15 protein-coding genes are annotated in these 17,567 nt (G+C 43.6%); 4 read left to right on the forward strand and 11 right to left on the reverse strand.

From position 1 onward, the window contains the following. Positions 1–28 precede the first annotated feature (28 nt). Positions 29–1,195, forward strand: a complete 1,167-nt coding sequence (locus tag F6K51_RS16225) for an AAA-like domain-containing protein (protein WP_293021805.1) — start codon at positions 29–31, stop codon at positions 1,193–1,195. A 225-nt stretch (positions 1,196–1,420) separates the two neighbouring features. Then, entirely contained in the window at positions 1,421–2,725 is a 1,305-nt protein-coding gene (locus F6K51_RS16230; protein WP_293021806.1) for a family 10 glycosylhydrolase, read from the forward strand. A gap of 516 nt (positions 2,726–3,241) precedes the next feature. Here F6K51_RS16230 and cobN read toward each other — a convergent pair. The 11 genes from cobN to F6K51_RS16285 all read right to left on the reverse strand — a co-directional run bounded on the left by cobN (position 3,242) and on the right by F6K51_RS16285 (position 13,827). Next, positions 3,242–7,564 carry a cobaltochelatase subunit CobN gene (gene cobN, locus F6K51_RS16235; RefSeq protein WP_293021808.1) on the reverse strand — a complete coding sequence of 1,441 codons (4,323 nt, stop codon included), beginning with the start codon at positions 7,562–7,564 and terminating at the stop codon, positions 3,242–3,244. 271 nt (positions 7,565–7,835) lie between these two features. Continuing rightward, complete coding sequence (locus F6K51_RS16240) at positions 7,836–8,765, reverse strand: abortive infection family protein (RefSeq protein WP_293021809.1); 930 nt, start codon at positions 8,763–8,765, stop codon at positions 7,836–7,838. A gap of 344 nt (positions 8,766–9,109) precedes the next feature. Further along, positions 9,110–10,234 carry a DNA (cytosine-5-)-methyltransferase gene (gene dcm, locus F6K51_RS16245; protein ID WP_293021810.1) on the reverse strand — a complete coding sequence of 375 codons (1,125 nt, stop codon included), beginning with the start codon at positions 10,232–10,234 and terminating at the stop codon, positions 9,110–9,112. A gap of 1 nt (position 10,235) precedes the next feature. Continuing rightward, positions 10,236–10,979 (reverse strand): hypothetical protein, encoded by a 744-nt coding sequence (locus F6K51_RS16250; protein WP_293021811.1) that lies wholly within the window; start codon positions 10,977–10,979, stop codon positions 10,236–10,238. A 202-nt stretch (positions 10,980–11,181) separates the two neighbouring features. Further along, positions 11,182–11,385, reverse strand: a complete 204-nt coding sequence (locus F6K51_RS16255; RefSeq protein WP_293021812.1) for an SDR family NAD(P)-dependent oxidoreductase — start codon at positions 11,383–11,385, stop codon at positions 11,182–11,184. Positions 11,386–11,429: 44 nt separating this feature from the next. Next, on the reverse strand, positions 11,430–11,678 hold the full coding sequence (locus tag F6K51_RS16260; RefSeq protein ID WP_293021814.1) for a type II toxin-antitoxin system MqsA family antitoxin: 249 nt from the start codon (positions 11,676–11,678) through the stop codon (positions 11,430–11,432). Continuing rightward, positions 11,668–11,949, reverse strand: a complete 282-nt coding sequence (locus F6K51_RS16265; protein WP_293021816.1) for a DUF4258 domain-containing protein — start codon at positions 11,947–11,949, stop codon at positions 11,668–11,670. Before F6K51_RS16265 ends, F6K51_RS16260 begins: the two co-directional genes overlap by 11 nt. A gap of 98 nt (positions 11,950–12,047) precedes the next feature. Beyond that, positions 12,048–12,323: a hypothetical protein gene (locus F6K51_RS16270; RefSeq protein WP_293021818.1), complete on the reverse strand. Its 276-nt coding sequence runs from the start codon at positions 12,321–12,323 to the stop codon at positions 12,048–12,050. An 80-nt stretch (positions 12,324–12,403) separates the two neighbouring features. Next, positions 12,404–12,616, reverse strand: coding sequence for a type II toxin-antitoxin system HicA family toxin (locus F6K51_RS16275; protein WP_293021820.1), 213 nt, complete (start codon positions 12,614–12,616; stop codon positions 12,404–12,406). Next, entirely contained in the window at positions 12,613–12,813 is a 201-nt protein-coding gene (locus tag F6K51_RS16280) for a type II toxin-antitoxin system HicB family antitoxin (RefSeq protein WP_293021822.1), read from the reverse strand. The genes F6K51_RS16275 and F6K51_RS16280 overlap by 4 nt, the downstream gene beginning before the upstream one ends. Positions 12,814–13,317: 504 nt before the next feature. Further along, the gene (locus F6K51_RS16285) at positions 13,318–13,827 is read right to left on the reverse strand and encodes a hypothetical protein (protein WP_293021823.1); all 510 of its coding nucleotides are present in this window, start codon (positions 13,825–13,827) and stop codon (positions 13,318–13,320) included. Between the two features lie 210 nt (positions 13,828–14,037). Between F6K51_RS16285 and F6K51_RS16290 the strand changes: the two genes are divergently transcribed. Both F6K51_RS16290 and F6K51_RS16295 read left to right on the forward strand, forming a co-directional pair. Beyond that, positions 14,038–16,578: a UvrD-helicase domain-containing protein gene (locus tag F6K51_RS16290; RefSeq protein WP_293021824.1), complete on the forward strand. Its 2,541-nt coding sequence runs from the start codon at positions 14,038–14,040 to the stop codon at positions 16,576–16,578. 400 nt (positions 16,579–16,978) lie between these two features. Beyond that, on the forward strand, positions 16,979–17,533 hold the full coding sequence (locus F6K51_RS16295; RefSeq protein ID WP_293021843.1) for a choice-of-anchor E domain-containing protein: 555 nt from the start codon (positions 16,979–16,981) through the stop codon (positions 17,531–17,533). Positions 17,534–17,567 lie beyond the last annotated feature (34 nt).

Genomic DNA, 17,567 nt, shown 5'->3' on the forward strand with positions numbered 1-17,567 from the left:
AACCTAAACCATAATTACTAACAATTTTATGATTGACAATTACCTTCTATACCAAGTCGGTGGTAGTCTAGCCAGTGATGCGCCTAGCTATGTAGAAAGACAAGGCGATATCCAACTCTATAACGCCTTAAAAAGGGGTGAGTTTTGTTATGTTATGGCTCCCCGACAAATGGGTAAGTCTTCTCTATCGGTGCGAATCAGACATCAACTACAACAAGAAGGTATAAGATGCAGCACTATTGATATGACGCGCATCGGTAGCGAAATAATTACCCCAAATCAGTGGTACAAAGCAGTGGTGGCTGAGTTAGTACGAGGTTTCAAGTTATTCGGTGACTTTAATTTCCAATCCTGGTGGCACCAGGAAGAGTATCTCTCACTGCTTCAGCAATTGAGTTATTTCCTGGAAGATATCCTGCTGGTCAAATTTCCTAATGAACGAATTGTTATCTTCATTGATGAAATTGATACTATTATCAACTTACCTTTTCCCGTTGATGATTTTTTTGCCCTAATCCGATTCTGCTATAACCAAAGAGTAATTAATCCCAACTATAATCGCCTTGTCTTTGCTTTATTCGGGGTAGCTAAGCCAAGGGATTTGATGACTGGCAAAAAGCCGACACCGTTTAATATCGGGAAAGCCATAGAACTAAATGGCTTTGAATTCGATGAAGCATATCCCCTTGCCAAGGGATTAGAGGAAACAGGGGGTAATGCTAAAACGATTCTCAAGGAGATACTGGCTTGGACAGGAGGACAACCTTTTCTGACCCAAAAACTATGTCAGTTGGTGGTAGACTCAGTAAAGGTCGGGTTGAGTATTCCTCCTGGTAATGAGGAATCTTGGGTTAGCAAAATCGTACATAATCAAATTATTGATAATTGGGAATCCCAGGATCAACCCGAACATTTGCGGAGCATCTCGGCTCGCCTTTTGAGTAATAATTTGACTAATAAATATTATGCTGATAAATTGCTGGGACTTTATCAGCAGATTTTAGCTGGAGATGATGTACCGATGGATAACAGCCAAGAGTGCAAGGAATTGCTGCTATCGGGTTTGGTGGTTAATCAACAAGGATGGCTGAGGCTGAACAACCCTATATATAAAGCAATTTTTAATGCTGAATGGGTTACCAAACAACTAGGGAATCTGCGTCCCTATGCTCAAAAGCTTGCCTCTTCCGGATAAAGTATGCTACACTATTAGTTTAAGCTGCTAAAACGCTAGCTATATCGTTTATCGCAGTTATGAGGTACGCTTCTCAACCTCAAAGTCCCCCTTATTAAGGGGGATTTAGGGTGATAATAGGTACCTTATGGGATATAGAATTGCTATATATCTCGATTTTCGGCTTCAGCCGCTTAAAATAACTTAAAATAATGTCCCAAACTCTTGCTAGGCAAGAATTTGACGATGTCGAATAAAAATAATGAAAACAGTGGATGTGGATGCGCAAATATTCCTATTTCTCTAATCTTACTGGTTTTAGGCGGTGGTTATTGGTGGTTGAACCATCAAGGAGGTTTCGCCATGATTAGCAAATTACCTCAAAACCTACCAATAGCTATTCCTAAAAATCTACCAATAACTATTCCTGGATTAAATTCGACACCAGCCGAACCACAACCTTCGGCTCCTACTCAGCCTTCTGTAACCACTGCACCTTCCTTACCAAATTCGCCAATTGTTAAACCTAATCATCAGCCAGCTTCATCAACACCTCAAACAGCTCAAAAACCTCAAACACCTCAAACAGCTCAAAAACTTCAAAAACCTCAAACACCAATTGTTAAACCTAATCATCAGCCAGCATCACCAACAACTCAAACTCCTTTGGATAAAAAAGCAATCAGAGGAATTTATATAAGTCGTTATAAGGTAACTAATAATGCTAGTGAAGAGAAGATTAGAAAACAAGTTCGTCATTATCATTCTCAAGGAATTAATACGATTATTCATGGTGTATGGGGTAATATTTGTCCTATGTACACTAGTGAAGTGATGCAAAAAACGTTTGGTTATAAAAGTTGTCCTAATCAGTTTCGCGACCTCTGGTTAACTTGGCTAATTGATGAAGCACACAAACACGGCATGGAAGTTCATGCTTACTTTGAAAAAGGTATCAAAATAGATAAAAATAGCCCGATTTTTGATTTAGCTATTGAACGAAAATGGGTTGTACCCGGCGTTGACCGCACCTATCCAGGAATCGAGCATTATATTCTTGATGTAGAAATTCCTGAAGTTGCTAATTTTTTTAGAGATATTTTAGTAGAGTTTGTCCAAAAATATCCTAAAATTGATGCAGTCCAATGGGACGATTATCTGGGTTACCATGCCGAGTTGCCAGGTAAAGTAAATCGCACTAATAAGCTAACCGCTTTTTCACAAGAAATGATCGGTGCTATGAAACAAGCTAACCCAAAGGTTAGTTTTGATCTTTGTCATCATAATCCTTATTGGGCTAAAAAATATTTTGCTGCTGACTGGCCAAAATGGAATGTAGATCGAGTTTTTATTCAAGCTTATAATGATAAAAATTTTACCAAAGAAGTAGATTATGCCGAAACCTATGATGGAATTGCTATTACTGATAAACAATTCCATCGCTTGCCAGAAATAGTTGCTAACAACAAAATTAAGGCTATTTTAGTATTTCCTGATCGGACAAATCCAGAAGACGTAGCGTCTAAGTTAAAGCAATTTTATGTTAAATAGACGTAAGCTCATATAGCGTTTATCATAGGTATGATGTACAGAATTTCGGGATTTTAGGGAACAGGGAACAGGGAACAGGGAACAGGCAAGAGAGAAGAAAGAAGAGGGAAGAGGGAATAGGGAATAGGGAATAGGGAATAGGGAATAGCGATGGGCTGCATCAAGAGGTGCGACCCGTGGCGAATTTAATTCTTAATAGGTCAAGCGCACCTAACAGGGAATCAACGTCAAAGAAGACTATACCTCATAACTGGCATAAACGCTATATAGCGATTTTTAATTAGGTGAGGTACAAATTTTTTGGTATTTTAGGGAGCAGGGAGCAGGGACTGAGGCCGTAGGCCAGGCTACGCGAAAGGAGCAATCAATTCATAAGAGGGAAGTCGGAAGTTGAAAGTCGGAAGTGGTAAAAAAATTTATGTACCTCATTAGAATAGAAATGCTATAGTAGTCGAAGTAAAGGTTAAAACATATTTCTGTTCCCTATTCCCAGATCCGCTGTTCCCTGTTCCCTAGCTATACAATGCCAAAATTTTCTCCTTCAATCACTGCTTCTGCTTGTAATGCGATCGCTCTCAATTTCTCTAAGGTCTCTGGTGCAACTGACTGCCACAATCCCCGCTGATTAGCTTCCAGTAACCGTTCTGCCATATCTCGCAATGCCCATGGATTCTTTTGTTGGACAAACTCTTGGACGTCTGGGTCAAATAAATACCCCTGAGCTACTCCTTGATACATATGGTCTGCGACACAATTAGCGGTAGCATCATAGGCAAACAAATAATCTACCGTTGCTGCCATTTCAAATGCTCCCTTGTAACCATGGCGCATCACTCCCTCAATCCACTTAGGATTCACGACACGAGAACGGTACACTCGGGCAATCTCTTCCTTTAGCTGTCGAACTTTGGGCTTTTCAGGGATAGAATTATCACCAAAGTAGGTTTGAGGATTTTTGCCAGTTAACCCCCGCACCGCTACGGTTAACCCCCCCTGAAACTGGTAATAATCATCTGAATCGAGTAAATCATGTTCCCGATTATCCTGATTGTGTAATACAATTTGCATCTGTTTCAGACGCTGCTCAAAGGCTTCTGGGGCTCCCTTGGGGGAAGATGAGCTGTAGGCGTAACTACTCCAGTTAATGTAAGCGCGAGCTAAATCCTGCTCATCTTGCCAGTTTTGAGATTCAATCAAACCCTGTAACCCGGCACCATAGGCTCCTGGTTTTGAGCCAAAGATGCGGTAGTGCGATCGCATTTGGGCTTGGGACTGACTCAACCCTACCTGTAACCAATCGTCTGTTTCCTGTTTCACCTGGGCTGCTAGAGGATTGTCTGATGGTGATTCATCCAGGCTTGCCACAGCAACTACTGCATTGTGAAATAGGTCGATTAAATTGGGGAAACTATCTCTAAAGAAGCCAGAGATGCGCAGGGTCACATCCACTCGGGGACGTTGTAACACAGACACTGGCAATATTTCAAAGTCTACCACCCGCCGTGAGGACCCATCCCAAATCGGTCGCACTCCCAACAACGCTAGAGCTTCGGAAATATCATCTCCCCCGGTACGCATGGTCGATGTGCCCCATACGGAAATTCCTAGGGTTTTGGGATACTCACCATTTTCCTGGGTATAGCGCTCCACTAGCACCTCAGCTGCCTTTCTGCCTACATCCCACGCTGTTTCTGTGGGTATGGCACGGATATCAACAGAGTAAAAATTCCGACCTGTGGGCAGAACATCCGGTCGTCCTCTAGTCGGCGCACCAGATGGCCCACTCGGTACATATCTCCCCTCTAATCCCCGTAACAATTGGGTAAGTTCTTGATTAGTTTGTTGTAGTGCTGGTAAAAGGCGATCGCGTATCCAATCTAATTCTTGTTTTGTTGTTTTAGTAATCGGTAATCGATCATCAGTAATCGCTAATGGATAATTAGTGATGATTTGTTCTACTAATTTAGACGCTTCTTCTTCTAATACTTCAACCAAATCACCAACAGTATATTTACCACTATAGCATTCCTCTGTTCCCTGTTCCTTATTCTCTGTTCCCTGTTCCCTTTCTATACTGCTTTTTGCTATCTCCTTAACCACTGAAAACTCTTCCGTTAGGGGGTCAAAACCCCAACCTAAATCCTGAGCTAAAGCACGAGTTAAGCCGATGCGATTCTTTCCTGGATGACGAGCAATTGCTACTATTAAATCCTGCAATTGACGTCCTTGGGGACATTGACTAAAGACATGTAATCCATCTCGAATTTGAGCTTCTTTCAATTCACAAAGATAAGCATCAATTTGATTAGTAATTTCCGATTCTCCAGCTTCGATGTCGTCTACTTCAATCCCCAAATCTTCGTGCAAGTGCTCATCAAGGATAAGTCTAACAATGCGATCGCGAATAATTGGCAAGCGAGACAAATCCAAACTCTGCGCTTCATAATACTCATCAACCAATCCCTCCAACTGTTGCAGAGGACCATAAAGTTCAGCACGAGTCATGGGAGGGGTTAAATGATCAATAATCACCCCTTGAGCGCGACGCTTTGCTTGAGCACCCTCCCCCGGATCATTGACAATAAATGGATACAAATGAGGCATGGCTGCCAACGCTACTTCTGGATAACAGCACTCTGACAAGGCCACACTCTTACCCGGTAACCACTCCAAATTCCCATGCTTGCCCACATGAACAATTGCTTGGGCACCAAAACACTTCCGCAACCAATAATAAAATGCCAAATACCCATCAGTGGGTTCCAAATCGGGAGCATGATAATTCAAAGCTGGGTCAAGATCATAACCCCGAGAGGGTTGAATCCCTACAAACACATTTCCCAACTGAATCCCTGAAATGGGAAATCCCGAAATCTCGGTTATCTCTCCCTGGCCATTTTTGCGGTCTTTACCGTTAAGATCAAACTCTCCCCAACGCTCACGGATTCCCTTTTGAACCCCTATCGGTAACCCTTGAAAATAGTCCCAATACTCCTGCCAACTCAACTCCTGTCGTACCAAACGTAACTGCCATCCTTCCGGATCATTGGTCACCCCAGCGGTCAACCACTCAATCAACTCATCCCCAGTTTCCGGAATCTTCTCAACCCAATACCCAGCATCCCGTAACCCTTTTAAAATCTCCACACAACTGGCCGGGGTATCTAATCCTACGCCATTGGCCAGCCTGCCATCTCGATTGGGGTAATTCGCTAAAATCAGAGCAACCTTTCTCTGATTCGGTAGGGTTTGCCGTAACCGTAGCCAATTCATGGCTAAATCTGCTACAAACTGAATGCGATCGCATACTGGTTCATAAACCACCACATCCGTTTCCAGAGCAGGATTCCACCGTTGCGCCGACTTAAAGGAAATCGCACGACTAATAATTCGCCCATCCACCTCTGGCAACGCCACATTCATGGCAGTATCCCTAGGCATCAATCCCTGAAACCCAGACTCCCACTGTTCCACCGTGCCACTACTTAAAATAACCTGCAACACAGGCACATCCAGCCCTTCCCACAACTCCAACTGATGTACCTCAGCATCCAACTTAGCCACCGAGAAACTAGTCGTATTCAGCAACACTGCGATCGCGTAGCGTGAGCAAAGCTCAATCGCACTACTAGAGCTATCGGGAGTTTGGAAATAGCCTAACAATTCCCTTTGTACCTCTAGATCCCGTAAAGAAGACACAAACACTGGCACCGGTTCCAAGCCCCGTTCTACCAAAGCCTGACATAACCCATCAATCGGTGCTGTATTTCCCGCTAAGTAATGGGCACGGTAGAACAGGATACCTACTTTAAGATTGCCAGCAGCTTGAAGGTTAGCAGGTTGAAGGTTTGTTTTGGTTGAAGGTTGTTTGGTTGAAGGTTGAAGGTTTATGTTGGTTGAAGGTTGTTTGGTTGAAGGTTGAAGGTTTGTTTTGGTTGAAGGTTGAAGGTTGGTTTTGGTTGAAGGTTGAAGGTTTGTTTTGGTTGAAGGTTGTTTGGTTGTTTGCCTTTGGCCTTCGAGTAGGGTAGGTTGTTCGCCCTTGGTGTTGCCTTCGGGTAGGTTATTTGGTTCCTGGTTATCCTCCCAACCTTGGCCAATAGGCCACGCTTTCGGCAAAGCCGACGCTGCGCGAACGCGAACAACCTTCAACCTGCTAACCTTCAACTTTTCAACCAACCTGCTAACCTTCAACCTGTTAACCTTCAACCTGTTAACCTTCAACCTGCTAACCTTCAACCTGCTAACCTTCAACCTGCTAACCTTCAACTTGCTAACCTTTATGCCCGATTGCCATGGATAAACCCCAACCCGAGGCACAGGTTTGGGTGGTGGTGGATTATTGGTTTGCTCCAGGCATACATCTGCCACAAATTTCAGAGCATTAGTGAAATTCTCAACACCGCCTTCTGTAAAGTAGCGCCATAATTGATTCACTATCGGAATAGTTTCTGTGGAGTGACTAGTTAAGGTAGGATCTGGTCGGTCATCTCCTGGTAAAACCAATAATGTAGCGCCAGTTTGTTCTACTGTTTCTTTCACCACTTCTAAGCCATAGGACCAGTAGGAGCGTCCACCCAATAATCTGATAATGATAATCCGTGCTTTGGCTAAAATATCCTCAGCATAGGTATCAATGGTTAGTTGTTGCTGCAACTGCAACAAGTTAGCGACTCGGATAGCTGGGAAATCTGGGGGAAGTTGGGATACTGATGCGGCTAGGGTTTGGATATCGGTGTCAGCAGCAGTGAGGAAAATAATCGGTGCTGGGGTTTGTTCGATGAAGATAACCCCTTCAGCTTCAGGGTTCCATCCTCCCGGAGTTGCGGCGATGCGATGCATAGTTTAGGGTGCGATTCGTTGATTCTAAATGAGTCTATTGGACTCAGGGAGAGATGGCAAGGCTCTAGGTGTTGTAACTCGTTAATAATCTCCAGGTTTTACCTGCCCATTGTCACCCTTTTAACATGGCTAGGGATGGTTGGGGTTTGGTGTGATTGTCAGGCACCAGGATGTTGAAGAGCGGGTGATGGTGATCGTCTCATGTCTGCTTTTGCAGCCAGGGGTCGGGGGTGACTCTCTGACTGAGTTTAATTAGCTATTGCATTGGGTTTTAATTGTTAGGTTTGTTGTTTTTCTGCATTTGATACTCCTTTGTTGCAAATAGAAAGTGGCATAGTGTTTTAGCCGAATTAACTGCTAGTCTGGCATGATGTTCCGACGGTTGATAGGATCTGGCGTGAGCATCGCTCATGTTATTTCGCAAAGTAGCCAAGCCATTAACTATCTTTGTTAGACCATTGAGAATTTCCTTTAAACACTTTGCAAGGTTTTCCTGTCCTGGAGAAAGATTAAGGTGTTTTTGAACTCTCTTATACCGTTCAGGTAAGTTTACCTTATAGTCCGATGGATTAGGATCAAACTCTTGTTCGATTGCCAACAAAACTGCCTCAACGAGAGAGCGTGCGTTAGTGATTGCACCATCAAAATCACTTTTAGCAATCTTATCGTCACATTTACTGATTTGCTCATCAATAAAAATATGTGTTACTTTCTGCGAATTTTCATAAGGATGTGATAATTCAATTTGAGAACCATCCAATTTAGAAACATCCCATTTGTTGTTTCCTGAAGATTGTAGTTTATAATTATCAAATTCAAGATATTTGTTAAGAAGTTCGACTGCCTCTTTATTATCACTTCCTTCTTTCCAAAAATGACGAGGATCAATAGCCGCGAGCAGGATATCTTTCATGATTAGCTTATCGTTAAACTCACGTAACTTCTCCTCAGCGTATTTCTTACGTGCAGGAAAACCTCGACCGTATTCATCGTTCGAACCAAATTGGTTAAAAAATTCAACCAATTGGGGACCACTTCGAGAGGGTGAACAATTTCCATCACCTGTAATGATATCACGAAGAACTAATATGGTTTCTTTTAATAATTTCACGCTTAAATCAACCTTTAAAACCTGATTACACAATTCTAAAGTACAGGTCATAGCAAGGAATATGCCACGATTGCTGCTACCTTCGATCACTATTCGCTGTGGTGAACAGTGTGGGAATCTTTCGTTATACATTAGGCTAACACACTCAAAGAAGGGCGGCAAGGTCTCGGACTTTTTACAACTGAATAACGGTGATAGTAAAGTTTACTCTACCCTGATACTGGGGTGACAGGATTACTGCTACAGTAGCGAATAGTTGTAAAGCGGGGTAAAAAGGTGGTAACTGGGAGCCTAACTGGGAATTCCTATAATAATCTCCAGCTTCTACATGCCCATTGTCACCCTGTTAAAACCGCTAGGGATGGCCTAGGTATTTTTGGGATTTGTCCTTCAAAGCAACCTACCAATCGGCATGATCATACCGAATTATTGAGTTATAAATTTAATTCCAGTTGTAATACCGTATTATTAGTAAATAAATTCATTGGTTGGCCTAAACACTGTGCTTGGTAAACTGCTTGAATAAAACAGGCAACTCGATAGGCAAATTGTACAGGAACAGCGTTGCCAATCTGCTGGTGGACATGACGTTTATTTCCTCCATGAAATACCCATGAGTCTGGGAAAGTTTGAAGTCGGGCATATTCACGATTAGTAAAGCGTCGCAGACGGCTTGCACTGATACGCCATAGCTTTAAGTTAATATTTGGATTCCTTACAAATTGCCCATTGACGCGATCTTTTTCCTTTCTTTCTGCCACCACATTTCCCTGAGCCCACCCCCAAATAGTTCCAGTATCAATAGCAGGAAATGGGGCATCCAAAGATCTTATTGGATGTCCGTCAGATCCAGTTCGAGAGAATCTACATGGTACAGGGGTCTCAGTAGGATCAAATTCCTTTCCAGTCTCCTCATGAACACGGCTTTTGAAGCCCCATTCAGGACAATGATTAGGAAGGGAAATGAATGGATTGGCAGCCAGATCAGCTAAATAGGCTGATGCTGGTGTATCTGGCTCTGGCGTGGGCCAGTGAAAAGCTGAGGGAAATCGGTCGAAGCTGGCAATAAAAATAAATCTTCTTCTCGTTTGAGGCACTCCAAAACCAGATACTCTGAAGACATTATATTTTATGTAGTATCCAAGACTCTTGAAATGCTCTGAAATTACGTCAACAAAAGGCTTTCCACTTTTGGGTTCTTTCATTGTCCTGAGATTTAGAACATTCTCAATTACGATAAAGCGAGGCTTCTTGATCTTTGCCATTCGGACAACTTCTTGAAACAGAAAATTCCTCTCGTCATTTTCCTTTCGATTCCCGCCCAGTGAAAAGCCCTGACATGGAACGCCTGCTAAAATTACATCACTATCAGGTAAATCTCTTTCTGATAGTTCTCGAATATCAGCTTCTTCAACATCCCATTCAGGTCGATTATTACGGAGTGTTTTAACGCTCCATCTATCAATATCTGTGGAGTATAGATGTTTAAAACCAGCCATTTCAAAGCCGAGATCTAAGCCACCTGCACCAGAAAAAAGACTTGTGAATGAAAGTTCCATATCAACGAAGAGTGACTGTTGGTCCTAAAGATTTTGCTGCACGAAAAACTTCAAATGTGTGTTTCTTTCCTGCGTTTGGATTATCTATATAGGAAGGTGTAAGCGTATGTTCAATCATATCAAAGTAATAACCCCTGATCAGCCTTGGAGTCTCTATACGTGTGATAGTACCCGAGTGTTTTAAATCTATACCACATTTAAAGCCAGTTGGAGCAATCAGAGTAACTTGGCGTTCTGTGCCATCCGTAAGGGCAAATGGTGTAGGTGCAACATACATTTTTCGGTCACGAATCATAATGTCTCCATAGCTACCGAAACCTTTAAGATTCTTATTTTTATGGATATAAGAATGGTCTGCATTTAAGAAATTGCCATGACACATGACAATATCATAGACTGGATAGTTCTTTTCCTTGGTTTTTGCTGGGTATCGTCCAAACACATAGTAAATTGTCCTGCCATTATGCAGACCTGAGGGCACTTGACTATTGCAGTCATAGTTTGCTTCCCTGCCTGGAAATCCTAATCCTTTTATCTCGAAGCCAAGGGGGAAATCAACAAGCCTGAAGTCTGGATAAGCATTTCTTGAAGGTTCATCGAAGTTCAAGGAAAGCCTTTCAAGACGAACAGCAAACCAATTTTGAAAGCTAAACTCTTTGTCCGTGGAAGAAACGCGACTTATCAACTCGCTGGCATCGATTGCGCGAACGCATTCTAAGAAAACCTTTGCTATGATTTGATCCATAATGATTTGTCTAGCCCAATGTTGCGATCGCTCTCACCTGTAGTTACACGCAACTGTAGTGCATTTGGTGCTTGACAATGGAAGCACATCCAAAAGACAAAGTCAATGTTAACAGTTCTGAAGACCATCTACTGATACTCAGCAAAGTCTAACGGTTAAGGTCAGCGGGGCGAGACCTTGCCATAAGTGTCTAGAATTTCATTCACCGCAGCCTGGATACTGGCCTCATCGGTGATGTCCAACGGAGTGGGTGAGCACCCAACTCTCTAAGGTCAGCCATTTTCTCAACACTACGTGCCGCCACTACTACGGTCAGACCATCCTTCAGCAGAGATTTGGCCATTTCTTTGCCCATACCCGATGATGCGCCGGTAATCAGTGCGACTTTGGATTTACCATCTGCCATGATATTGAAGTTCCCTGTGTTTAGTGGACTCGTTAATATTAAACTTAGAAACTAGCAACCTTCACAGATTTTGTTACTGCTACTGTCTTGCGATCGCGCTTAATACGGTCAATCTCTTTAAGAGTCAATGATGTTAAGTAACTCGTACCGCAACTAGGGCAGCTAACCATAGGTACATTTTCAATCACCAGTAGATCTTTTCCTTTCCCATAGGCTCGAGATCCATAGCGAGTTCTGGCTTCAGCAAAACCACAAACATCGCAAACAGTAAATTCTTCAATTTCAGAGTGCATAGACTGTGATGATTATAACCTTGCCAGATGAGCCTAGCTTAACAATTACTTCCACAGGATCGCCATCAGTTGAATATCCTTGAATCCGGTATTTGTACTCTGCGGTAGCTCTATCCTTCTGACGCTCGATAATTTCACCAGTGAGAATGGCCTGCTCAACATCCGCCAGCATCAGATTGTCGTCATCCATTTCTTCATCAGCATGGATCGTCATCACATACTGTTGTCGAAGAATTTTGTCCTGGATTTTTTCTAGGATAGCTGCAAACACTCTTACGGTTCTCAGAGTTACCCCTTAAAGGGTACATTTTAGGTTGAACTGATAATAGCAATAAACCGCTTCACAATTTTGGTTAACAAAGCCTTGCATCATACCAATTTCTTCAAGCTCCGAGAACCAAAACGATAAACTGCACGATGTCCGATCCGAATTACCCAAGGTTGGGCATCAGGGTATCGCTCATAGAGTTGATCAGTGGCCGCGATCGGAGTATCGGCAAGTTCAAAAGCTCCCGTTTCAATGTCGATCGCTACGATTTTTCCATAATTGCCTTTTTCTACCAAAGGACGTACTTGAATCTCATAAATATAATTGCCTCGTTGGGCAAATTCTTCTTTGCTATAGCGGGGCGGCCGTTCCACCATTCCTTTGACCTCTTTTCAAGAAGATCAGCGTCTATGGTGATTATAGATCGGAACCTGCTAGACCAATAGTAAACACAACTTTACTTACCCAAGTCTTCTTCCCTGAGATTAGCATCCCTCATGAGCTTACTTAAAATTCCAGTCGGTAAATCTCGGTTGCCATGAACAGGGATAGAGAGAATAGCTTGAACACCCTTCTTGCTATAAATGTGATGACTACTATTGATTCGTTTGAGAACCCATCCTCGCTTCTCAACAATTTTGCAGAGAGCCTTGCCAGATATAGACTTCATAGGGATAGTTCAACTAACTGCTTATCAGGCTCAAACTCTTCCCTTTCGCTCGCCACCTCAATCCAACCCTGGACAGCTTCTTCAAGCATTTCTATAAGGTGTTCATAGCTTTCACCCCATGTATGACATCCAGGTAGTGCTGGAACTGAGCCACACCATACCCCATGCTCTTGCCAAATAACTACTTTAATCTTCATTGCTGATCCTGTGATCCACTAGAACTCTACACTTTGAGTATAGAGTCATCTTTCGGAATCTTGGGTTGGAGCGGTTAACGCCAGTGAACTATCCTAAGGCTTGTGACCAGTGAAAGTTGAAATAAGGCTGATACAGCTTAACGGCATCAGGCGTGGAACCGGCATCTTGACGGTTATCAATATTCCCAGGCAGGATGCCCACCCCACTCATATTCATTCCGCCCCTCAGCAATGCCAATATGATTGCCTCGTTGGGCGAATTCTTCTTTGCTATAGCGGGGCGGCCGTTCCACCATTCCTTTGACCTCTTTTCAAGATCAGCGTCTATAGTGATTATAGCTTGGAAGCTGGTAGACCTAATTTTGATAGTTATTCGCTGATCATCCCAAAGGATTTTTTCTAGTTTGCTTAGTCTTCAGGGAACTCCGAACCAAATACTTAAATCGCCTGTGCCCCATCCATGGGGCACAGGCGACAGGGGTCAGAAAAAACCCCTAAGAGCGATTACTCACCGATAGCGATCCAACCTATGGTTTCAGTTGTATGTGGACCATCTGAGAGGGCCTGCCTTGGACCACCCCGAACTAATTCGTTCATTCTGAACTTAAAGCTCTCCGTGGTTACATCTGCGATCCTGACACCAGGGGTATCTGCTCCATTAAAGGTTTGAACCATTGGAATCACGATCACATCTGAGCCTTCCGGAAATGGGGTTGGGAATAACACTTCTGTAAATGTGCTTGTGTCACCATTTGTTGTTTCAGCTGGGCCTGAGGAATTCAGGTTAATCATCCCTGTTTGAATAGTCACTGCATAAGCTGGGGTAGCAATGAGTACCAGTGCAGCCATCAAGGACATGAAAAACATCGCAACTCGCTTCATAATCTCCTCCTTAAAATGAGAAAAGCGAAAGAAGTCTTTGAGAGTTTCCGTTCCTAAAATATCCTCAGCAGAACTAAAACTGCCAATGTAGTTTTGGCATGTTTTATGGATAAAAACGCATAATAAGCCCATTTTTGGCTCATTTTTGCGTAATTAGTGATCATTTTACGAATTTATGAAGAATGATTAAGCTACTCTAGGATCTGAGTTCCCTGTGAAAATCTGTCCCTACTCGCGAGGTCTAATGGTTGAATGACCAACCAGCTTAACCAAAAGCGATAGCGATTTGCAACCTGGGCTAATTACAATACCAAAAAATAGTCACTTGCAGCAAATCTCAACATGTCAGAGGATACAGATACCAAGTCAGGCTCACAGCAAACCCCCCTCGCCGCTTGGCGTGCCCAAGAACTACAACGACTCCGCAATAGTTTAAGACGGGGACAACAACCAATGGCCGACTGGCAAGGGGGAACCTTAGCGGTTTCTGCTGTCCCTGGTGCTGGGAAATCTACTGGCATGGCAAAAGCTGCAGCAATTGCGATCGCAAATTACCAACTCCATAGCAGATATCAATTGCTGGTAGTCACCTTCACTCGCTCTGCGGCTGCCAGTATTCGAGCTAAAATCCGCGATGACCTAAAAACCCTTAAGGTCCCACAAAATAGTTTTGTAGTCTATACCTTACATGGTTTAGCCCTCTACATTGCTAACCGTCATCCAGAATTATCGGGACTTAATCTAGACAGTAGTACTCTAGTAACTCCAAATCAAAGTCATCGCTTAATCCGTGCTTGTGTGGAACAGTGGATTGCTAATTATCCACGCCGGTATCTTACCTTGCTCGAAGGTCGAAGCTTTGATGGAGAAGAAACAGAACGGTTGCGCAGACAATCCGTATTGCGAACGGAAGTGTTACCTAACCTGGCCTACACTGTTATCCATGAAGCCAAAAGTTCTGGGTTATTACCAGCAGATTTGTGGCACCTCAGTGAACAGACAACCGATGAATATGGGATATTAGCGATCGCAGCAGGACTGTATCAACAGTATCAAACCATAGTGCGATCGCGTGAGTTTATCGACTACGATGACATGATTCTAGCCGCGCTGAGAGTCCTACAAAACGATGCCATCCGTCAGCTCTGGCAAAATCAATTTTTTGCCGTCTTTGAAGACGAAGCCCAAGATTCCACACCGTTACAATACCGACTCTTGCAAACCCTAGCCACATTCCCAGCTAGTTCCGAACCAAACCTTGAACCTTGGCCTATTGGCCACGCTACGCGAACAACCTCCCAACCTTCAACCTCCCAACCTTCAACCTCCCAACCTTCAACCTCCCAACCTTCAACCTCCCAACCTTCAACCTCCCAACCTTCAACCTCCCAACCTTCAACCTCCCAACCTTTAACAAATCTGATCCGAGTTGGAGACCCCAATCAAGCCATTAACTCTACCTTTACCCCAGCTGACCCGATTTACTTCAATTGGTTTTGCCAAAAATGTCAGGGAATAGGACGTTTAGCCACAATGGATCAAGCGGGTCGCAGTAGCCAGGTTATCATCGATGCTGCCAACTTTATCGTGAATTGGGTCAATAGCACCTATGGCAGCAAAAACTCTACCGAAACAGTACCACAGCCAGACTCTATCCCCCAAACCGAACCAGCGACGGAGCTACCCTTTCGTCCTCAAACCATTCGTCGAGTCGATGCCAATGACCCTCAACCGGATGCCAACCCAAATCCAGAAGGGAGAGGTTTAGAACTCTACACTCCTAAGGACATCTACCACACAGTCGAGCTGATTGGAAAGCGAGTAGTGGAGCTATTTGCCAAAAACCAAAACCATAACGCTGCTGTGCTGGTGCGGGAGAATCGACAAGGGACTTTTGTGGTGGAACAACTGGAGTATCTCAAACGCCAGCATGGGATTGAAGTGTATGATGTCCAAAAACGCGATCGCGAATCCCACGTTCCCAGTCAAATCCTAACACTGCTGCAATTTCTCGACCGTCCCCATTCTCCGGATTACCTAAAAGCTGCCCTAGATGTCTTGGTAAAACGTCAGTTAATTCCCACCCAAGACCTCAATGCTTTATCCACCTATCCCGAACAATTCCTCTATCCTGGTCCATTGGACCCACCCCAGACAAAAGCAGTTATCAAAGCTCGCCGCTACTGCTGTGATTTACTGCGTGCTCGTCTAGAACTCCCCAATTATCACCTAATTTCCTTCCTAGCTCAGACCTTAAACTATGACCAATCCGAGCTAGCCACAGCAGATAAATTAGCCGAACGGATAGCAAAACAGACCTTTGGCAACAGTTCTATCAGTGAAACTCTAACAGTACTTCAGGAAATCGTTAGCTCAGAACGTTTTGAACCTGTAGACCCAGACAATACAGACTCCCCTTATCTGCGTTCCCATCAACTGACTGTAATCACCATGCACAAAGCCAAAGGATTAGACTGGGACTATGTTTTCTTGCCCTTTCTCCATGAAGACACCCTTCCAGGTAATCCGTGGGTACCTACTGCTGCTCAGTTTTTGGGAGAATTTACCCTAGCAGAAGTAGCCAGAGCTCAAATTCGTGCCTACCTTCACGGTAAACCCTTACCCATGGCACCCGAGGCTTGGGAACAAGCCGCACAGCTTAAGACTGCTGAAGAATTCCGCTTACTCTACGTAGCCATGACCCGAGCTAAACGGTTGCTGTGGATGGCCGCCGCCGATTTGGGACCATTTCGGTGGAATACCTTTAGTGGTAAAGGAGATAACTTGCAGCAGAAGAAACCCTGTCCAGTATTGCCAGCATTGAAAGCTCAGTTTCCAAATTCTTTAATGGTTAATGATTACAGCGGTTGGCAATTCAATTAGGTACAAATTTATGGGTTTTTAGGGAGCAGGGAGCAGGGAGCAGGGAGTAGGAAAACAATCCTGTTTACCTGATAGTTATGCAAATCTAATGGTTAATGGTTAATTGAAGAACAATGACAATTTTTAAATTAACCATTAACCCATTAATAAAACTAGATTTTATAAGCTTTTAATTCTATGATTTAGATAATTAATCTACAAGATATAGCAGAAGTCAGAAGTCAGAAGTCAGAAGTCAGAAGTCAGAAGTCAGAAGTCAGAAGTCAGAAGTCAGAAGTCAGAAGTCAGAAGTCAGAAGTCAGAAGTCAGAAGTCAGAAGTCAGAAGTCAGAAGTCAAACTCTTGCGCTTACTTAGGTTTGAGACTTTTGTCATGTCCGCGCCTGCCCTGGCGACTGCTATATCAACCCGTTCGACACCAGTCTCGGTACCCTTGATTCCGTGACCATAGAATTTAACGGGCTAATGTCAGGGGACCCACGGAGCGAAAGCCTAGACGCAAAGCCAGCAACTCTGACTTGGAATCTGGAAGGCTTATTCACATTGGTCGGACCAAATAATACAACCCTGTTCACACAGACAGCAACAGTAGGAGATTCAGCCCAAGTCGCTGCCTATGATGGCACATTAGATTTTCAGGGTGAGTCTGCAGTTTCATTTATCGGACTAACCGTTAATGTATTCGGTGATAAGACCTTCACAAATGGTTCCGTGTTTAATGCATTCCTGGGCACTGAACCCGTAGACTTTTTGTTCTCTGCGAAAACCATATCAATTATTAACGGAACCGCTAATATACTCAATGCGATCGCAACAAAAGCCCAAGGGGATGTTCAGGTTACTTACAACTACACACCATCAGAGCCAGAGTCAGTACCAGAACCCGCGACTCCCCTTGGCTTAGGTTTAGTCCCAGGACTAAAACTGTTGTGGCAACGAAAGGCTGAAGATTGTTAATTGTTAATAGCCAATTTTAAAGTGGTTTAAGTGA

The sequence above is a fragment of the Moorena sp. SIO3I8 genome (assembly GCF_010692325.1).
Classification (GTDB): domain Bacteria; phylum Cyanobacteriota; class Cyanobacteriia; order Cyanobacteriales; family Coleofasciculaceae; genus Moorena.

Bases quoted from the DNA above. Each gene is read 5' to 3' on its own strand.
- F6K51_RS16225 (WP_293021805.1), top strand. From the start codon at position 29: ATGATTGACAATTACCTTCTATACCAAGTCGGTGGTAGTCTAGCCAGT.
- F6K51_RS16230 (WP_293021806.1), top strand. From the start codon at position 1,421: ATGTCGAATAAAAATAATGAAAACAGTGGATGTGGATGCGCAAATATT.
- cobN (WP_293021808.1), bottom strand. From the start codon at position 7,564: ATGCATCGCATCGCCGCAACTCCGGGAGGATGGAACCCTGAAGCTGAA.
- dcm (WP_293021810.1), bottom strand. From the start codon at position 10,234: ATGGAACTTTCATTCACAAGTCTTTTTTCTGGTGCAGGTGGCTTAGAT.
- F6K51_RS16250 (WP_293021811.1), bottom strand. From the start codon at position 10,979: ATGGATCAAATCATAGCAAAGGTTTTCTTAGAATGCGTTCGCGCAATC.
- F6K51_RS16255 (WP_293021812.1), bottom strand. From the start codon at position 11,385: ATGGCAGATGGTAAATCCAAAGTCGCACTGATTACCGGCGCATCATCG.
- F6K51_RS16260 (WP_293021814.1), bottom strand. From the start codon at position 11,678: ATGCACTCTGAAATTGAAGAATTTACTGTTTGCGATGTTTGTGGTTTT.
- F6K51_RS16270 (WP_293021818.1), bottom strand. From the start codon at position 12,323: ATGGTGGAACGGCCGCCCCGCTATAGCAAAGAAGAATTTGCCCAACGA.
- F6K51_RS16275 (WP_293021820.1), bottom strand. From the start codon at position 12,616: ATGAAGTCTATATCTGGCAAGGCTCTCTGCAAAATTGTTGAGAAGCGA.
- F6K51_RS16280 (WP_293021822.1), bottom strand. From the start codon at position 12,813: ATGAAGATTAAAGTAGTTATTTGGCAAGAGCATGGGGTATGGTGTGGC.
- F6K51_RS16285 (WP_293021823.1), bottom strand. From the start codon at position 13,827: ATGGGCTTATTATGCGTTTTTATCCATAAAACATGCCAAAACTACATT.
- F6K51_RS16290 (WP_293021824.1), top strand. From the start codon at position 14,038: ATGTCAGAGGATACAGATACCAAGTCAGGCTCACAGCAAACCCCCCTC.